Raw genomic sequence first — 14,822 nt, forward strand, 5'->3', positions numbered from 1 at the left:
GTGCCCGGCATCGGTCCGCTGATCGCCGCCGCCATCGAGGCGCTGGCCCCGCCGCTATGGCAGAGAGTTCGTCCGGATCGGCAGGGGCCGCCTGGATCGACGTTGACGACAAACACGCCGCGGGCGCATGTTCGCGGACAGGGACCTGTTGCCTGGCCAGCCCGCCTTCCTCGCTACGTAGGACGTTGTCCGAGCGGATGTGGCTGGGCACACCGCGCAGGATGAACAGGTCGGACAGCACGTCGATGACGTCCGCCGCCTTGAGCTTGCGTGCGACCCGGATCGCCAAGCACTCGCGCGTAAACTCATCGACCACGTTGAGCATCCGGAACTTGCGCCCGTCATGGGTGCGCGCTTCGACAAAGTCGTAGGACCAGACGTGATCGCGGTGCTCCGCTCGCAGTCGCAGGCACGAGCCGTCCCCATCCCAGATGCGGCCACGCTTGGGCTGCCTGGCCGGGACCTTCAGCCCCTCGCGCCGCCAGATCCGCTCCACCCGCTTGTCGTTGACCCGCCAGCCGGCCGCCTTCAGCAAGGCGCTGATCTTCCAATAGCCGTAGCGGCCGTGCTTCTCGGCCAACGCGACGAGGTCGCTGGTCAACGCGGCTTCGTCGTCTCTGCCCCGCGGCACCTTACGCTGTGTCGAGCGGTGCTGCCCGAGCGCCCGGCAGGCGCGGCGCTCGGATAGGTCAAACCGCGCCATCCAGGTTCCTCCTGCTCAGAGGGCTAACGATGCTGCGGCTCAACCGTGCCAGCCATTATGGTTTCGCGACCAAGCTCGGCTTCAAACCCCGTTTCTCAGACAACCTCCTAGCCCTGAGCAAACAGCACGTCCGCATGACGGGCTTGGCGAACGCACCCTTGGACTTGCATCGTTTCGTTCCCTCCCATACGTCCTCGTTTCCTTAGTGCGTGTCAATTATGCAACATATAGGCAATTGGGTCATATAAATCCAGCAAGCGCGCATTATGAGAAATAAACATATGATGGCGAGCCAGTCCCTTGCTCAGGAATGTATCCTCGATGGTGCATGCGATACATAAGCACCCGAAATAGGGTTGTGCTTTGACCTAGCCGTCTTATACGGTCTACTGGTGGAACTAGGGCAGCAAGAGAAGAGCACGGGCCTCGGATGCATGTGATCGAAACCGAGATCCCGGCGGTCAAGCGGGTGATCCCGAAGCGCCATGGAGACGACCGCGGCTGGTTCTCGGAAGTCTACCGCGCCGACGTGCTGACCGAGCGCGGCATCACCAACACCTTCATCCAGGACAACCAGTCCTTCTCGGCACCCGCTTGGACCATCCGCGGCCTACACTTCCAGATCGCACCCAACGCCCAGGCGAAGCTGATCCGGGTGCTGGCCGGCGCGATCCTCGATTTGGCCGTCGATCTCCGCTCCGACTCACCCACCTACGGCTGCCACGTTGGGGTGCGGCTCGATGCGGCGGGCGGAGAGCAGCTGTTTGTGCCCGCCGGCTTCGCCCACGGCTTTTGCACTCTGGAGCCGAACACCATGGTGGCCTACAAGGTCGATGCCTATTACAGCCCGGCGGATGACCGGAACCTGCGGTGGAACGATCCGGCCATCGGCATCGAATGGCCGGTGGCGGACGCCGACGCGATCCTCTCGGGCAAGGACAAGGCCGCGCCCCTCCTGGCCGATCTCGGGCGAGTGTTCTGATCCCGGGCCCCGGAGCGGATCTGCCGAAAGGATCGGACCCGATCCGAGATCGGACCGGGGCGTCCCCGCATCCGCGCCGCGGACATGAATCGACGGAGTTGAGAGCGATGCGCATTCTGGTGACGGGCGGCTGCGGCTTCATCGGCTCGGCCCTCGTGCTGCATCTGGTGCAGGATCTCGGCCACGAGGTGCTCACCCTTGATGCGCTCACCTACGCCGCCAACCCGATCTCGCTGCAGCCCCTGGCGGACGATCCCCGCCACCGCCTGGAGCAGGCCGACATCTGTGATCCGGCCCGCGTCCACGCCCTCTACGCCGCGTTCCGGCCCGATGCGGTGATGCATCTGGCCGCCGAGAGCCATGTCGACCGCTCGATCACCGATCCGGGGGCCTTCGTGCGCACCAACGTCATCGGCACCCAGGTGATGCTCGACGGCGCCCGCACCCATTGGGAGAGCCTCGACGGCGAAGCCAAGGCGAAGTTCCGCTTCCTCCACGTCTCGACCGACGAGGTCTACGGCTCGCTGCCGCCGGACGCCTTCTTCACCGAGGAGAGCCGCTACGATCCGCGCTCGCCCTATTCCGCCTCGAAGGCGGCCTCCGACCACCTCGCCCGGGCCTGGCACGAGACCTACGGCCTGCCGGTGCTGGTGACGAACTGCTCGAACAATTACGGGCCGCGCCACTTCCCGGAGAAGCTGATCCCGCTGATGATCCTGGCGGCGCTCGCGGGCAAGCCGCTGCCGGTCTACGGCGACGGCCTGAACGAGCGCGACTGGATCCATGTCGAGGACCATGCCCGCGGCCTCGTCGCGGTGCTGGAGCGCGGCCGGGTCGGCGAGACCTACCTGCTCGGCGGGCGCTCGGTTCGCAACAACCTCGAAGTGGTGAAGGCGCTCTGTGCCGCCTTCGACCGGCTCAAACCCGAGAACGGTCCGCACGAGCGCCTGATCACTTTTGTGGCCGACCGGCCCGGCCACGACCGGCGCTATGCCATCGATCCGTCGAAAGCCGAGCGTGAGGTCGGCTGGCAGCCGACCAAGGTGTTCGAGCAGGCGCTGGAAGAGACCGTGCGCTGGTACCTCGACAACGAGGCGTGGTGGCGCCCGATCCGCGAGGGCCGCTATTCCGGCGAGCGCCTCGGCCTCGCCGGCAAGGGCGGTCTCGCCGGCAAGAGCGCCTGAGGAGCGCGTGAGCATGGAGATCCTGATCCTCGGCGGCGCCGGGCAGGTCGGCACGGAGCTTCAGGCCTTGCCGTGGCCCGAGGGCGTGCGGGTGCATGCGCCCGACCGGCAGAGCCTCGACATCACCGACGAGGCCGCTGTCGCCGCGGCCCTCGACGCGCGCGCCTACGCGGCGGTGATCAACACGGCGGCCTACACCGCGGTGGACAAGGCCGAGAGTGAGGTCGCCGCCGCGTGGCGCCTGAACGCGCTGGCGCCCGCCATCCTCGCCGCGGAGACGAAGCGGCGCGATATCCCCCTCGTCCATGTCTCGACCGACTACGTCTTCGAGGGTTCGGGCGAAGGCTTCTATGCGCCCGATGCGCCGGTGAACCCGCAAAGCGTCTACGGCGCCAGCAAGGCGGCGGGCGAGATGGCGGTACGCAGCGCCAACCCGCGCCACGCGATCGTCCGCACCGCCTGGGTGGTGAGCCCGCACCGGGGCAACTTCGTCAAGACGATGCTGCGGTTGGCAAACGAGCGGGAGCGGCTCACCGTGGTGGACGACCAGCACGGCTGCCCGACCTCGGCCGCCGACCTCGCGGGCGCGCTTGCCGCCATCGCCCTGCGGATGGCGGGTGACGCGACCGCGCCGACCGGCACCGTCCACTGCGTCAACGACGGCGCGACCACGTGGTGCGACTTCGCCCGCGCGATCGTCGCGGGCGCGGCCCGGCGCGGCGGATGCAGCGTTCCGGTCGAGGGCATCCCGACCGCCGCCTACCCGACCCCGGCCCGGCGCCCGGCCAATTCCCGCCTCTCGACCCAGAGCCTGACCGACGCCTACGGCCTCGCGCCCCGCTCCTGGGAGGCGGCGCTCGACGACATCCTCGACCGGCTGGTCGGGCCGGTCCGCTCCCACTGATCAGGACGTGTTTGCCATGAAGGGCATCGTGCTCGCCGGCGGCTCCGGCACAAGGCTGCATCCGGCCACGCTCGCCATCAACAAGCAGCTGCTGCCGGTCTACGACAAGCCGATGATCTACTACCCGATCTCGGTGCTGATGCTGGCGGGCATCCGCGAGATCCTGATCATCTCGAGCCCGGAGCATCTCGGCAACTACCAGCGCCTGCTCGGCACGGGCGAGCAGTTCGGGCTGACCTTCTCCTACGCGGTGCAGCCGCGGCCCGAGGGTCTGGCCCAGGCCTTCCTCATCGGCCGCGACTTCGTCGGCGCCGACGACGTGGCGCTGGTGCTGGGCGACAACCTGTTCTTCGGCAACGGCATGAGCGAACTGCTCGCCAAGGCCCGCGCCCGCACGAGCGGGGCGACGGTGTTCGCCTACCACGTCGATCATCCGGAGGCCTACGGCGTCGTCACCCTCGACGAGGCCGGCCGCCCGCTGCGGCTGGTGGAGAAGCCGAAGACCCCCGAAAGCCCCTGGGCGGTGACCGGCCTGTACTTCTACGACAACCAAGTGCTCGACATCGCCGCCGCCGTGACGCCGTCGGACCGGGGTGAACTCGAGATCACGAGCGTCAACCAAGCCTATCTCGAACGCGGCCAGCTTCATGTCGAGCAAATGAGCCGCGGCTATGCGTGGCTCGACACGGGGACCCACGACAGCCTGCTGGAGGCCGCCGAGTTCGTGCGGGTGCTGCAGCACCGGCAGGGGCTTCAGGTGGCCTGTCTGGAAGAGATCGCCTACCTTCAGGGCTTCATCGGCCGCGAGCAGTTGCAGGCGCGGGGCGAGTTGTTCGCCAAGACCAAGTACGGCAAAAATCTATTACGGCTTCTAACCGAGTCGGAGCAGCATCGAATGCCCAGCAATCTATAGCATGAAACGAGAATAGGTTCACTAAGCGTGCGACGCAACGCATTGGATAGGAAATTATGCGCTTTTTTTTCAGCAAGTCTAAACGGAAGAAGCTCAGTTTATTGAAGGGCACGTGCCTGCTTGACTCTGAGTACTATAGAGCAAACTATGGCATCGGTCCATACACAAGTGCTGAAAAACACTTTCTTGAAATTGGATGGAAGCTGGGGTTCAATCCATCGCCATTTTTCAACACGAGGTATTATCTAAAATTATATAACGACGTTGCGCAAAAGAAAATGAATCCTCTGGTTCATTATCTCACCAACGGCGGAAGAGAGTTAAGGAGGCCCTCCGACGATTTCGATGTCCAAGCTTATCTTGCCGCTCATCCAACGTTCTCAGATTCTGATAAAACTCCGGCTGAACATTGCATAATCACATATGGCAGCTTCGACTGGAGGGCGCAGCAACCGCACTTGCCAAAAGTGTCAAACGCCGCAGTCAATGCATTCGTCAGATTTTTTGATCCTGATTATTATATCTCGCATAACGATGACGTGGCTGCAAGCGGTACCGACCCCTTAACCCATTTCGTTAATCATGGACAATACGAGTATCGCGATCCAGCTCCTAATTTCGACACGTTTTACGTTCAGAAGTTCCTAAAGTCTGCATTAGAGACTCAGGACAGTTTGATAAATTTGCTACATAAGTTCGACGACGTAAATAGTATCAAGTTGCAAAATGACGAGGCCATCCAATTAGATGAGGCGGGGGCGACTTCAACGCAATCCACCATCGACAACGAACCGACGTTATGCGTTCATGTCCATTGCTATTACCCGGAGTTGATTTCAGAGATGATCGCGGGATTCAGGAGTTTGCCCGCCGCGTCTACAATTGTCATCACCACCACTTCGGCGGCTGACAGCGAATTTATCAAAAATTGCTTGATCAAATTTCGTGTCGAGCAGCAATCAATTGTCCGTGTCGTTACAAATCGAGGTCGAGATATCGCCCCATTTCTGATTGGTTGTCGCGACATTTGGGGCAAATTCGATCTAGTCTTGCACCTACATACCAAAAGAAGCACGCATGTTTACTGGGGTGATGATTGGCGCCGGTATCTTCTTGATCAAACGTTGGGTTCAAAGCAGCTCGTCGACAAAATAATTGCGACATTCAAATTTAAACCTGAGTTAGGATGTCTTTATCCGAGGAACTATTACCGAATCAGAGAATTCGTTGCAATCGAAAACAACAAGTCTAGCATACGAAATCACTTCAGAGCAGTCGATCTCGAGGGTGATGCCACCATCCAGGCTGATTATCCAGCTGGTTCAATGGCCTGGTACCGTACGAGAAGCCTCTCTCGCCTGTTTGATCGAGAAATCACGCTACAGCATTTCGAAGATGAAAATCACCAGGTCGACCTAACCTTCGCGCACGCTTTGGAGCGTATTCTGCCGATTACGGTTCGTAAATCGGGCTTCCAAGTTCGTAATTATAGCACTCGGTTCCGTCAGAAACTTATACCTGTCGACGGTGTGCCGAGCCGAGAGGTTACAGAGGCCGTAAGCGCTTCGGATTGGTTGCGAGATAGCCCTCGCATCGCACGAAGGGCTCCGGTCTCATATGAAAGTCTTAGCTCGTCATTCAATCGCGGTCGATTGGACATCCAATGGATCCTACCATCGTTCTCACAAGCTGGGGCGGGGGGGCATATGACAATCTTCCGCATAGTGCATTATCTCGAGAAGTTTGGGCACCACCAAACGATCTGGTTTCAGAATTCCGTGCACTTCCCCAATCAAGCTGCAGCAAAGCGCAGAATTCAGGATTGGTATCAACCGATAGGTGATAGGGTCCACGTTCGTTTCCTGCCAGACGACGTGCGTCAGATCACCGGAGACGTCTTGATCGCTACTGATTGTTGGACTGCTTTTCCAGCGGCGCAAGTTGTCAACGTCAAGGAGAAATTTTACTTTATTCAAGACTTTGAGCCATCATTTCATCCGATGGGTGAGCTGTATATGCTCGCTGATTCGACATACAGCTATGGGTACTCCATGCTTTGTGCTGGGAAGTGGCTGTTAAATCTTATGAATGCGCGAGGTGCTTGGGCGCGTCAGTGGGACTTATGTGCCGATCACAATGTTTATTATCCGGGCGTAGCAAGAACCCAAGTCAAAAATCCCCTACGTATCGCGTTCTATGCTCGTCAATATACGCCGCGACGTGCTGTAGCGCTCGGATTTGCTGCATTTGAACTTCTTCATAGAAGGGGCGTGAATTTTCATGTGGACCTCTTTGGTGAGGCAGACCTGAAAATCGATTATAGCTTTCCCCATTCGCAGCACGGCATTCTCAGTCCACAAGAGCTAAGCGAGCTGTATCGTTCGAGCGATATCGGTATTGTATTCTCAACGACAAATTACTCACTCATTCCTCTCGAGATGATGGCTTGTGGTTTGCCAGTAGTCGAAATAGATAATGAAAGTACGCGGGCTATATTCAAGAAAGACGAGGTATATTTCGCGCAGCCGATGCCATATAGTATTGCAGACGCTATCACCGACCTTGCATCAAATAGCCTTAAGAGAAGCGCCCAACGCGAACGCGGTTTAAATTTTGTAAATGATACATCGTGGGAGCGAAGTGCACAGTCCATCGAAGACGCTATGATCGAGCGGTTGATCGAAAAAGGGTACAAGCAGGCTGAACCCGATCGTGTCGCGACGCCGGCGGTCATCAGCGCGATGAAAGCCACGGTTTTCATACCGACTTACAACGCTGGGCCAGAATTCGAGCGGGTCCTTGAAGCAGTGACGACACAAGTAACCGACTTCAAATTTGACGTATTGTTGATTGATAGTGGGTCTTCCGATGATACAACTTCATTGGCTGCTCGTTACCAGCATAAGAATGTTCGCGTCGAAAAAATCGATAAAACTGAGTTTCAGCACGGAAGGACACGCAATCTCGGCATTGAGCGATCCGCTGGTCAGTTCGTCGCTGTCATCACGCAAGATGCGTGTCCAAGCGATCGCTTTTGGTTGTCGCAGTTAATTTCAGGGTTCGATTACGGGCCGAGAGTAGCCGGTGTAATCGGTCGCCATGAAGCTTATCCCGAGCATGACCCCTTCACGAGAAGAGACATTCGTGACATGTTCGACAATCTCGCAGTGCTCCCTAAGGTACTAGATCGTGAGGTAGGTCTTCCATCGTATATATATCCTGGAAGTCGGGACTGGGGTATGTTGATGCGATTCTATTCGGACAACAATTCCGCTATTTCGCGTGAGGTATGGAAGCGGCATCCTTATCCCGAAGTCGAGTGGGGTGAGGATCAGCTCTGGGCCGAAGAAATCTTGCGCCTTGGCTATCAGAAAGCATATGTCGACAGTGCTGTCGTTTATCATTCGCATTCCTTTAGTCTCGGTCATCAATACTCTGTTTCCGCTACTGAAGGGCGATTCTGGGGCAAGCGTTTCGGTATCGATTTGCATCCAGACGTAGAGTCTTCGATCGCTTCCATGAATGAGCGAGATCGTGCATATGCTCTGGAAATGAGGATCAGCGACGCCTTGCTCAAGCAAAGACAGCTGATGAATCGTGCAACAGTGCAGGGTCGGCATTTCGGATATGAGGAAAGTTGTCGCTGACCTTTGCTGTCAGCCCGCCCATTTCGGCCCCTTAGCGAATTGGCCGCCCCCTGAAGGGTGGTCCTCCTGCGGTGTGGTTTTGTGGTATGTGGTGGCTGTTTTCATGGACAGATGCACCTTGGCGTGGCTCAGCACAGTGCGCGGCGCGATCGGTATGGGCACATCGGGCAACCAGTCCTGCAGCGGATTGGCGCGGGGGAGTTCGTGGGCTTGGCCAAGTGTGATGCGGAAGCCGGCCTTGCATGCATCAGCGCAAGAGCCAGCGAGACACATGTAATCGATCTCACGGCCGCGGCGATCGGCCATGGTCACGGTTGATGCGCTTCCCTGGTGAATATGTACGAACAGTAAACGGCCGAGATTAGGTCCCTCCTCGACTGCGCCCGCGGGGTCGGCATCAACGAGGTGACGGTTCGGGAAATCGACAAGGCCATCGGGTTGGCGGCTGCTGAGGCCAGCGTCGGCGATAACGCCACCATGGCTGAGGTGCGGAAACGGATGCTCGCGGTGGCGGGCGGGGAGCTGAAACGGAAAGCCCCGCGCAGCGGGAGCTGGCGGGGCTGATGACTTCGGGCGGGCGCCTCAGACGAAATCGATGCCGTGCATGCGATCCTGCACCCACAAGATCCTGCATTGCCGCTGAATTTCGAGCGTCGGCACAAAGAGTCGTGCGACACGGGAAACGCTGAAGTCAGGGTCGGCCTCGACGACAGCCCCGGTCTCGGTGCGGCTGCGGACCCGGCACTCCTTGGGAACCGACAGATGGCTGAAAATTAAATATCCAATGTCATCGAGATCATCGTTCTCTTTCCGACCTTGAGGCTTGCCCATACCGCTTGCCCACCCAGCATACCGGTCCGTTGCATCATAAGCTTCATGCCCGATCTTGTGACAGGCGTCACGCCCTTCATCCCGTTCAAGCGAGCCAGATCGACCCGTCATTTCCTTTTCGAAATTGAGCGCGGGATCCGGCTGTCAACCAAGCAATCGATTCCGAAAAAAAACACCGCGGTTGGGGCCGGGTGGAGCTGAGTGTCTTCTTGCAGGAAGGCTTGGCGCTACCCAGGGCGTGGGCCAGAGCGGGCGATGGCCATGCCCGCTACGCACGGCGCCTGCATACCTCCTCCAACGCCCCCTGCTAACGGAAAACCAAGCTGCGGCGAATTGGGCGGGGCAAGTGCGCCATAATGACCTACACCCGTTGGAGGGCTGGTATCTGTTAGACGGGTGGGTACGAGCATATAGTCCGTTCTATGGTGCTGGCAAATCTGCAAGCCTCGCCGCGGCCAAACTGCCGTATCAAACGCCCCACCCATCGAGATCAGGGATCGGGGATGGTGTGCGCGGTGACATCGGCGCTGACGAGTGAGGTGGAAACCCGCGCTGAGCGGTATCTGGAGCGATCGAAGGACAACGCCGTGGCTGCCCTCCGACCGGCCATCTTTGATCCGCTCGTAGATGCCGTGGAGTAGCGGTACAAGCGCCACGCTGCCGAGCGGTCCGACTCTCGCGGGTTCAAGCGATGGCTGCCGGCGGCTTTTGCGGAGCTGCAGCGTCAAGCATGACGCATCCTGGCCCTACCCGGCAGCCCGGCCGAGGTTGCGATCGTTGATCGCGGTGCCCATCACGAACTGACCTGTCCGTCCGCCTTGCGTTCTGCCAACGGATGCTGGCCCTCGATCAGCGCCGAACGTTAGGGCCTCCACCCTCAATCCACAGCGCATGTTCTCCGGCAAATCGGAGTGGTCATAGTAGCCAGCATCATGTGCCATCGCGTCGATGGCCTGGATCTCGTTCGCAGCCGCGCCGGTCCAGAGGATCGCGCCCGTGCCACCCTGACGGATTTGGAAAACCGACATCGTCGTTTCCTTCCTGCATGTTCCAGGATGAGACGCGCGACGCGATGTGTCGTTCCTTCGACGCTTGGAGGACGGCCGAAGCCTAACGCCGGTATCTATGCGCTCGGCGCCGCCTCCGATCAGAACGTGTCCACCACCAGCTCCCCACCGATGCTAATGGTGTATGCAGTCAGGAGCTAAGCAGTTGTCCGGCTCGCTATTAAGCCCGTTGGGGCGGCTTGCTACCTGCGGATAAAAACTCAGCCTTCGCGGATCGACTGGATATCGAGCAGCGCACCATTGGGCCTGACCACCTCGATCCGGTCCCCTGCCCGCTTTTCCGGCATCTTCAATTGACGTACGAACTCGGCAGCCTCTTTGTCATTATAGGCTGGAATATATATTGTCTTGACTATTACATTGCCACCCGATCTCTACTCTACTCGACGTAACAACATTTTGTAAAACATCAGCGCCGCCATTTATGGGTAAGCTGGTAGAATTCACACGCTAGGAACATTTGGCAATATCGCGCAGTGATTTTTATTTCACACAAACGCTGGATTAATTTGTGCGCTCAGTCGTGCTTGAGTGTCGGTATCTGGCATCCTCATGGTTGTTGCGCTCCATGCAGGGCGCCCCACGACCTCCCCCGGCGTCTCCCGCGCGAACGTCGTGATTGGCCCGATGGTAATTCCGGAGCGCGCATGCTGGCGATATCCAGGCGCAGTTGTCACAGGGCTGACGCGCGTGCTCGGCCCAAAGAACAGATAGGCCCCGGCGTCCTTGGCCAGCTTCCCACTCGCGAGCTGGCCGGCCAGAGTGACGGCGACGAACCAGGACGCGGGCATCAGCGCCCCAGTCTTGCTGGCGGCCCATGGTCGTGATCGTGCGTGCCCCACACCTCGGTGAGCCGATTCGGCGCAGGGAAGCGAGCCGCGGAGCACGACATCGACAGCGGCCGTTGCGGCTTTGCCGACCGAGAATGCAAGGGAAAAAGCATCCACCGGCAACAACGCCGATCCGCTGGGCGCTAAGCCCCGCCCCGGTGACCGCGCCTTCGTCGGCAGTCCGCAGCCGAACGAACGCGAGCACATCGGCCTCGGCAGCGTCGTACTCGCCCATGAGGGGCCGGACGAGGGCTGGTGGGAGGCCGAGGTGATCGGCATCAACGGCCAGACTTTCTCGCGGCGCTGGCGCAACTACTCCACCCAGCCGACCATTCTACGCAAGGTCACCGAGCTCGCCCTGCTGCCGCCCGGCGAAGCGTAGCCCGGGCCAAAATCAGGGTTTGGCTAAAGTCGCTGGATGACTGGTCGTGCCTCGCGCCTATGTCTACCATCCGAGGCGACGGGGGGAGAACGCATGTCGACAAGGTTCCTGCACGGCGACGGCATCCTCTCCGCCATCTGCGAGGCCAACGCACGTCATGCCAAACGAAGTCTGGGCGTTGCCTCTTGGGGAGCCGACGCCGTCGAGCGCCTCTGCCTCGGCGACGACCTCGGCGACACGAAGATCATCTGCGATTTGTGGAGCGAAGGTTGCGAGCCGGAGGCGGTCATCGCGCTACTGAAGGGCGGCGCCGAGATCCGGCACGTTGACGGCTTCCACGCTCAGACTTTTATCTATGTGGACCGGGTCATCATCGGATCCGCCAACGCATCCCTCGCCGGCTTCGGGGAAGCCGGTAGGACCGCTCCAACGCGGTCGGAGACCGCGCTTCTCTGCGACGATCGCGCCGTGCTTGATGAAGCCCAGGAATGGTTCCGCCTAACATGGAAGAAGGGTTCACCCGTCGGCTCGTCCACGTTCGAGGCGTACCAGCCTGCAGCCGCCAGCGTCCGCCGCCCGAGCTTGCTGCATGCCCTGGCAAACGAGCCGGAGCTTTTCTCCGGCCTCGACCTCGTGGTGACAGTCTACCGCGACGCTTGGATGAGCGAGGCGGCACAGGCGACCTGGGAGGCCATGAAGGGCGAGTACGGCGACGACGAAAGGCGCGCCTACGAACGGGACGGCGAGGTGCCCTTCTACGAGCTTACGCCGGAGGTCGCCACGTCCTCCCCGCCAGGGCGTATCTACCTCGACCTGACGCGCACTGGGAAGAAGCTAGCCTACAACGGTATCTGGAAGGTGCGCTCCGGTGTCCCAAAGCCTGTGCCCGGAACCGGGAGCGTCCTCGTCATGCTCGACCGGCTGCCGAGCCTGCGTGGGCGCAAGGCCCGGAACGCCGAGATGCAGTCCTTCGCTAAGGCGCTCGCCAAGCGCGTCGACGAGGACGACCTGGTCCTGCCACATGATGCGGTGACGATGGCAGCTAGGGAGGCACTCGCAGATTGAACGGAGCGTGCTGCCCCATAAAGTCGGCTGGGATTTGAAGGCTCGTCACTGCTGCCGACTGCCAGCTGGGTCCGCGCCTCGCGCTTGGTAAGCCGGATCGCATCCTGGCCGAACGTCCGACGAGAATGCACTGACTCGAGCCATTTCGCCCTGGCGTCTGACTATGACCGGCCTTGTCGCGACCGCTGTTCACGCGGCGGGTGATGCCGACGGCCCCACGGCTCTCGCGCTGAAAGATGAACTCGGTCGTGTCCTGCAGGACCAGCACGGGGCCCTCGCTGGCCCGGACACACTCGCGCGGCGCCGCGAAATGTCCTGAGAGGATCTGGGCCTTGCTGACGCGCCGGTTGGCGAAGAACCGATACGCTGCCTTGGTGTTGGTCCAGTCCTGATAGGCGAACGGCAGGCTGGCACCGAGGCTGCGGTCCATCTGTGCGACGAGGCGGTACAGCCGTTGCCCCAGGCGTGCATCGTTGAAGGTGCACGCGGCGAATTCATCCTCCCACCAGCACCCTGCGACAGCGTTCATGGCGCACCTCGTCTCCCTAGGGATCGGCTAGCGGATCGTTACGGTTGTGTTTCGGCGTGCAACTTTGACCCCTTGAGGCGGGGGATCGGCGTCCAATTCTGGTTCATCCGCACTTTCGGTGCTGGCGGGCTTTCTTGCGGCCAAGCTCTACGGGTAACCTCAGGCAGCATGGAGAACACGCTGGCGCAGAAGATCGAACTTCGCGCGGCCGTACATGCTCCGCTTGATCAGCTTGAGGCGATTGACCTGTCCCTCGACGGGGCCGTTGCTCCAGGGCTCGACGATGGCCGCACGTACCGCAGCCTCGTCCTGCCGGAGCCCGGTGACGAAGCCGCCGAGATCGGTCTTGGCTGCGGCCTCAAGCCATGGCGTCAGTCCTGCCGGATCTCCTCGGCGCAGGAGTTCGGCGAAGGCCCGCACGTCCTCGACGGCCTGCCTGAGCTTCGGGGCAGCGACGCAGAGTGCGTCGGTGAAGGCGCGATCCTCCGGCAGCAGCGTCGCCGGATCACCGGTCAGCCATCGGGTGATGCGCCGTGTCGAGGGGATTTGGGCGGACGCCGGTCGGACCGGCGCCCCTGACCGCTGTCGCGCAGCCCAGCGTCGGACGATGTCGTAGCCGCCCGTGAAGCCCTGGGCGCGCAGTTCGCGATGGAGAACGGTCGCGTTGCGCTCGCCCTCCTGCCAACGTGTCTCGACGAAGGGGAGATGACGGTCGAGCCGGCTCGGACCTGGAGCTCGGCGGTAGGGCATGAAACGGCCGGCACGGACCCAACGGCGCACGGCGTTGCGGGATGCACCGATACGGCGGGCGATCTCCTTGGTCGGCATCCCTTCGCCGTGGAAGCGCAAGGCTGTCTCGCAGCGGTCGCGCCGCAGGTTATGCACCTCCGACGTTGGCGCGTTCTCCGTCGCATCGCGGCCATCGGAGGAGGCGTGCACGAGGCGATGCGCCACGTCCCGGATCTCGGACTGGTGCCGCTCGACGATGCCGCGCAGCGCCTCGGAAGCATTGACCAGCAGGTGCCAGCGATCGGCGACCTGCGTCGCCGTTGGTGCCCCCGTCCGCGCGGCCTCGGCGTAGGGCCCTGAACGGTCGCGGCTGATGACGGTCACGCTCGGATGGGCAGCGAGCCAATCCCGCACCGGTGCCGACGAGCGGCCGGGGAGCAGGTCGATGACACGCCGCCGTTCCAGATCGCAGACGATGGTGCCGTAGGTGCGGCCACGCCGCCAAGCCCAGTCATCGATGCCGACCACGCGTGGTGGCGGAGACGGAACGATCCCGCGGTGACGAATCAAACGCAGCACGGTGTCGCCGCTGACCGGCATCGCCAATCGTCGCGACAGACGGGCACCGGGCTCACCGCCGAGCACCATGCCGATATCGGTCTGTGCCTCGGCTAACCGTTCGCTGCGACGCGCCTTGCGCGCAGCCAGCCCCGGCACGCGTTCGCCGAAGATCCGCCCTGGGCAGTGGCTGCAGCGGAAGCGGCGCACCTTCAGCCGCCACGTCACAGCCCGGTCCTGCCACGGCAGGTCCTTGAGGGTTCGCCAATAGGCGCTGTGCATCCGCGTCGAGGACCGTCCGCAACTCGGACAGGTGGCATCGACCGTGGTGGTGTGAGCGGTGATCAGCAACTTGCACGGGTCCAGCGACAGATCATCGACGTGAACACCATCCGGGACCGACGGCATCGATGGGTTGGTGATCGGCATCGTGCTGCCCTCGGGCCACAACGCTGATCAACGCCTGAGCCACCCGCCAGCACCGAAAGTGCGGATGAA

Annotated in this window: 12 protein-coding genes and 1 pseudogene; 7 read left to right on the plus strand and 6 right to left on the minus strand. The window is 61.1% G+C overall.

Annotated features, from left to right (window positions below):
• Window positions 1-184: 184 nt before the first annotated feature.
• A pseudogene (locus LPC10_RS18425) lies at window positions 185-691 on the minus strand (IS3 family transposase); the annotation flags it as partial.
• Window positions 692-1,133: 442 nt separating this feature from the next.
• On the opposite strand from LPC10_RS18425, the gene rfbC reads away from it, so the two are divergent.
• From rfbC to LPC10_RS18450, 5 genes are all read left to right on the plus strand, one after another.
• Window positions 1,134-1,685 carry a dTDP-4-dehydrorhamnose 3,5-epimerase gene (gene rfbC, locus LPC10_RS18430; RefSeq protein ID WP_231343849.1) on the plus strand — a complete coding sequence of 184 codons (552 nt, stop codon included), beginning with the start codon at window positions 1,134-1,136 and terminating at the stop codon, window positions 1,683-1,685.
• Window positions 1,686-1,792: 107 nt separating this feature from the next.
• Entirely contained in the window at window positions 1,793-2,869 is a 1,077-nt protein-coding gene (gene rfbB, locus LPC10_RS18435) for a dTDP-glucose 4,6-dehydratase (protein ID WP_231343850.1), read from the plus strand.
• 13 nt (window positions 2,870-2,882) lie between these two features.
• Window positions 2,883-3,773: a dTDP-4-dehydrorhamnose reductase gene (rfbD, locus tag LPC10_RS18440; RefSeq protein WP_231343851.1), complete on the plus strand. Its 891-nt coding sequence runs from the start codon at window positions 2,883-2,885 to the stop codon at window positions 3,771-3,773.
• 16 nt (window positions 3,774-3,789) lie between these two features.
• On the plus strand, window positions 3,790-4,686 hold the full coding sequence (rfbA, locus tag LPC10_RS18445; protein WP_231343852.1) for a glucose-1-phosphate thymidylyltransferase RfbA: 897 nt from the start codon (window positions 3,790-3,792) through the stop codon (window positions 4,684-4,686).
• A 56-nt stretch (window positions 4,687-4,742) separates the two neighbouring features.
• Entirely contained in the window at window positions 4,743-8,333 is a 3,591-nt protein-coding gene (locus LPC10_RS18450) for a rhamnan synthesis F family protein (RefSeq protein WP_231343853.1), read from the plus strand.
• Window positions 8,334-8,342: 9 nt separating this feature from the next.
• Here the strand turns inward: LPC10_RS18450 and LPC10_RS18455 are convergent, their stop codons facing one another.
• From LPC10_RS18455 to LPC10_RS18465, 3 genes are all read right to left on the minus strand, one after another.
• The gene (locus LPC10_RS18455) at window positions 8,343-8,645 is read right to left on the minus strand and encodes a hypothetical protein (protein ID WP_231343854.1); all 303 of its coding nucleotides are present in this window, start codon (window positions 8,643-8,645) and stop codon (window positions 8,343-8,345) included.
• 270 nt (window positions 8,646-8,915) lie between these two features.
• A complete protein-coding gene (locus LPC10_RS18460) occupies window positions 8,916-9,275 on the minus strand; it encodes a hypothetical protein (protein ID WP_231343855.1) in 360 nt (119 codons plus the stop codon).
• A gap of 635 nt (window positions 9,276-9,910) precedes the next feature.
• The gene (locus LPC10_RS18465) at window positions 9,911-10,192 is read right to left on the minus strand and encodes a hypothetical protein (protein ID WP_231343856.1); all 282 of its coding nucleotides are present in this window, start codon (window positions 10,190-10,192) and stop codon (window positions 9,911-9,913) included.
• Between the two features lie 951 nt (window positions 10,193-11,143).
• Between LPC10_RS18465 and LPC10_RS18470 the strand changes: the two genes are divergently transcribed.
• Window positions 11,144-11,443, plus strand: a complete 300-nt coding sequence (locus LPC10_RS18470; protein WP_231343857.1) for a hypothetical protein — start codon at window positions 11,144-11,146, stop codon at window positions 11,441-11,443.
• 93 nt (window positions 11,444-11,536) lie between these two features.
• A complete protein-coding gene (locus tag LPC10_RS18475) occupies window positions 11,537-12,508 on the plus strand; it encodes a phospholipase D family protein (RefSeq protein WP_231343858.1) in 972 nt (323 codons plus the stop codon).
• Here LPC10_RS18475 and LPC10_RS18480 read toward each other — a convergent pair.
• Both LPC10_RS18480 and LPC10_RS18485 read right to left on the minus strand, forming a co-directional pair.
• Complete coding sequence (locus tag LPC10_RS18480) at window positions 12,486-13,037, minus strand: transposase DNA-binding-containing protein (RefSeq protein ID WP_231343859.1); 552 nt, start codon at window positions 13,035-13,037, stop codon at window positions 12,486-12,488. The two genes, LPC10_RS18475 and LPC10_RS18480, sit on opposite strands and share 23 nt — an antisense overlap.
• Window positions 13,038-13,196: 159 nt before the next feature.
• Entirely contained in the window at window positions 13,197-14,732 is a 1,536-nt protein-coding gene (locus tag LPC10_RS18485; RefSeq protein WP_231347089.1) for an ISL3 family transposase, read from the minus strand.
• Window positions 14,733-14,822: the final 90 nt, after the last annotated feature.

The organism is Methylorubrum sp. B1-46, from assembly GCF_021117295.1.
Classification (GTDB): Bacteria; Pseudomonadota; Alphaproteobacteria; order Rhizobiales; family Beijerinckiaceae; genus Methylobacterium.

Coding starts and splice junctions, on each gene's coding strand:
- LPC10_RS18475 (WP_231343858.1), top strand. CDS start 11,537: ATGTCGACAAGGTTCCTGCACGGCGACGGCATCCTCTCCGCCATCTGC.
- LPC10_RS18460 (WP_231343855.1), bottom strand. CDS start 9,275: ATGACGGGTCGATCTGGCTCGCTTGAACGGGATGAAGGGCGTGACGCC.
- rfbA (WP_231343852.1), top strand. CDS start 3,790: ATGAAGGGCATCGTGCTCGCCGGCGGCTCCGGCACAAGGCTGCATCCG.
- LPC10_RS18485 (WP_231347089.1), bottom strand. CDS start 14,732: ATGCCGTCGGTCCCGGATGGTGTTCACGTCGATGATCTGTCGCTGGAC.
- LPC10_RS18480 (WP_231343859.1), bottom strand. CDS start 13,037: ATGAACGCTGTCGCAGGGTGCTGGTGGGAGGATGAATTCGCCGCGTGC.
- rfbC (WP_231343849.1), top strand. CDS start 1,134: ATGCATGTGATCGAAACCGAGATCCCGGCGGTCAAGCGGGTGATCCCG.
- LPC10_RS18450 (WP_231343853.1), top strand. CDS start 4,743: ATGCGCTTTTTTTTCAGCAAGTCTAAACGGAAGAAGCTCAGTTTATTG.
- rfbD (WP_231343851.1), top strand. CDS start 2,883: ATGGAGATCCTGATCCTCGGCGGCGCCGGGCAGGTCGGCACGGAGCTT.
- rfbB (WP_231343850.1), top strand. CDS start 1,793: ATGCGCATTCTGGTGACGGGCGGCTGCGGCTTCATCGGCTCGGCCCTC.
- LPC10_RS18465 (WP_231343856.1), bottom strand. CDS start 10,192: ATGTCGGTTTTCCAAATCCGTCAGGGTGGCACGGGCGCGATCCTCTGG.